This window comes from Chamaesiphon sp. VAR_69_metabat_338 (assembly GCF_031423935.1).
Taxonomy (GTDB): domain Bacteria; phylum Cyanobacteriota; class Cyanobacteriia; order Cyanobacteriales; family Chamaesiphonaceae; genus Chamaesiphon.
This window is the reverse complement of the sequence record NZ_JANPGM010000523.1, coordinates 1-1,965: the sequence shown is the minus strand read 5'-3', so window position 1 is coordinate 1,965 and position 1,965 is coordinate 1. Positions and strand designations below refer to the sequence as shown.

Below are 1,965 nucleotides of genomic sequence, written 5' to 3'. Positions count from 1 at the left end.
CTTCGACGCTGGGCAAAAAGACGCTGCTTAACTAGTAGTGCTGGGCATTATAAATACTGGCATTCAGAGGGCGGTAGAAACTGGGTATTCTCAACCGGAAATGATGCGAATTCTCTCCGGTTACAATTACATAGAGATGTGTCTTGCAGTAGCACAAACTACGTAAAGGTTAAAGAAGATAAAAGTCCTTACGATGGCGATCTAGTTTATTGGAGTTCAAGAATGGGTAGACACCCTGAAATGCCTAATCGTGAGGCTAAGTTGCTCCGGCAACAAAAGGCTCGGTGTACTCATTGCGGATTGATCTTCCTCGAAGGAGATTTGATGGAAGTAGACCATATCATTCCTACATCAATTGGAGGTAAGGATGAATGGAAAAATCTACAACTATTGCATCGACATTGCCATGACGTAAAGACTGCCAGCGATGGTAGTAGGAAGTCTGTAGTGACAAAGAGTTAACACATTAAGTAGCCGGATGAGATGAAAGTTTCATGTCCGGTTTCGGATAGGAGGGGTGGAGTGGCAACACACCACCTCGACCTTACCACTCGATACACATACCTTTTTATGGTTTGTGATGGGGAATCCCCGAATTACGCCCAAACTAAGAGCGCAGATTGAAGACAATGAAAATTTTGTCAGCGTTGTCAGCGTTTGGGAAATAGCCATCAAATACGGAATTGGCTAGTTAAATCTTGAGTTACCTTTCGATGATTTTATCGATCGGCAAATAGCTCCTAATGGAATTCAACTTTTATATATTAAACTCGAACATCTCAATGTTGTTGCCGCTCTGCCACTCCATCACCGCGATCCGTTCGACCGACTGTTAATTGCCCAAGCAATGGTAGAAGATATCGTACTTATCAGTGCTGATATTGTATTCTCGCTCTATCCAGTTCGACGAATGTGGGAATAGCAGCCCTGTAAACAGCTTATCGGCGTTAGTTTACATTAAGCTATAGATAGAACGAGCAGCATTTGGGAAGTCCCAATCCGAAGCACTTCGCTACCGCATATGACCTTTAGTACCGAATTTGAACTACTCTTACGGGCGCGATCTCCCCTAATTTATATTCCCACCACCGAAGAAGAGCGCGTCGAAGGCTCGATCTCCAAAGTTGCGCAGCAGCAAGGCAATCGCCCGATTTATATCTGGGATTTTGTCGATGGTTATCAGGGCAATCCCAACGACAAAGGCTATGGTAAACGCAATCCCCTGCAAGCGTTAGAATTTGTCGATAATCTCAGTCCTGACATTCCTGGGATCTTTATCCTCCGCGATTATCACCGCTTTCTCGAAGACGTCTCTGTCGCGCGCAAATTGCGCAATCTCGCCCGCAAGCTTAAGTCCGAACCTAAAAACATCGTCATCCTCTCGCCTCAGATTACGATCCCTAGCGACTTGAGCGAAGCGATCGTCTTATTAGAATTTCCGCTCCCCACCGCTACCGAAATCAAAGTCGAGATCGATCGATTGACTACTGCTACCGGCAATAACCTGAGCAGCCAACAATTAGACGATCTGATCCGCGCTTGTCAGGGCTTGTCAGTCGATCGAATTAGAAGAGTACTAGCCCGCGCGATTGCCACCCACGGCGAAATTCGCCCCGATGACGTCGAACTCGTCCTCGCCGAAAAACGCCAAACCATCCGTCAAACCCAAATCCTCGATTTCTATCCCGCCAAAGAACAGATTACCGATATCGGTGGCTTGGATAATCTCAAAGACTGGTTGCTGCGCCGTGGTGGCTCCTTTTCCGATCGCGCCCGTCAATATGGTCTTCCCTACCCGAGAGGGCTGCTCTTGGTCGGAATTCAGGGCACTGGCAAATCCCTTACCGCCAAAGCGATCTCTCACCACTGGTATCTACCATTATTACGCCTCGATGTCGGACGCTTATTCGGCGGCTTAGTCGGCGAATCAGAGTCGCGTACCAGACAGTTGATTCAACTCGCCGA

4 protein-coding genes are annotated in these 1,965 nt (G+C 47.3%); all 4 read left to right on the top strand.

The window, feature by feature from the left end:
• The first annotated feature begins 222 nt into the window (after positions 1 to 222).
• Positions 223 to 462 (top strand): HNH endonuclease, encoded by a 240-nt coding sequence (locus tag RMO84_RS14510; protein ID WP_310489158.1) that lies wholly within the window; start codon positions 223 to 225, stop codon positions 460 to 462.
• A 55-nt stretch (positions 463 to 517) separates the two neighbouring features.
• Positions 518 to 691, top strand: coding sequence for a hypothetical protein (locus RMO84_RS14505; protein WP_310489157.1), 174 nt, complete (start codon positions 518 to 520; stop codon positions 689 to 691).
• A 30-nt stretch (positions 692 to 721) separates the two neighbouring features.
• On the top strand, positions 722 to 922 hold the full coding sequence (locus RMO84_RS21380; RefSeq protein WP_396135865.1) for a type II toxin-antitoxin system VapC family toxin: 201 nt from the start codon (positions 722 to 724) through the stop codon (positions 920 to 922).
• Positions 923 to 1,021: 99 nt separating this feature from the next.
• Positions 1,022 to 1,965 (top strand): AAA family ATPase (locus RMO84_RS14500; RefSeq protein WP_310489156.1); only part of this gene is annotated, 944 nt, incomplete at its 3' end.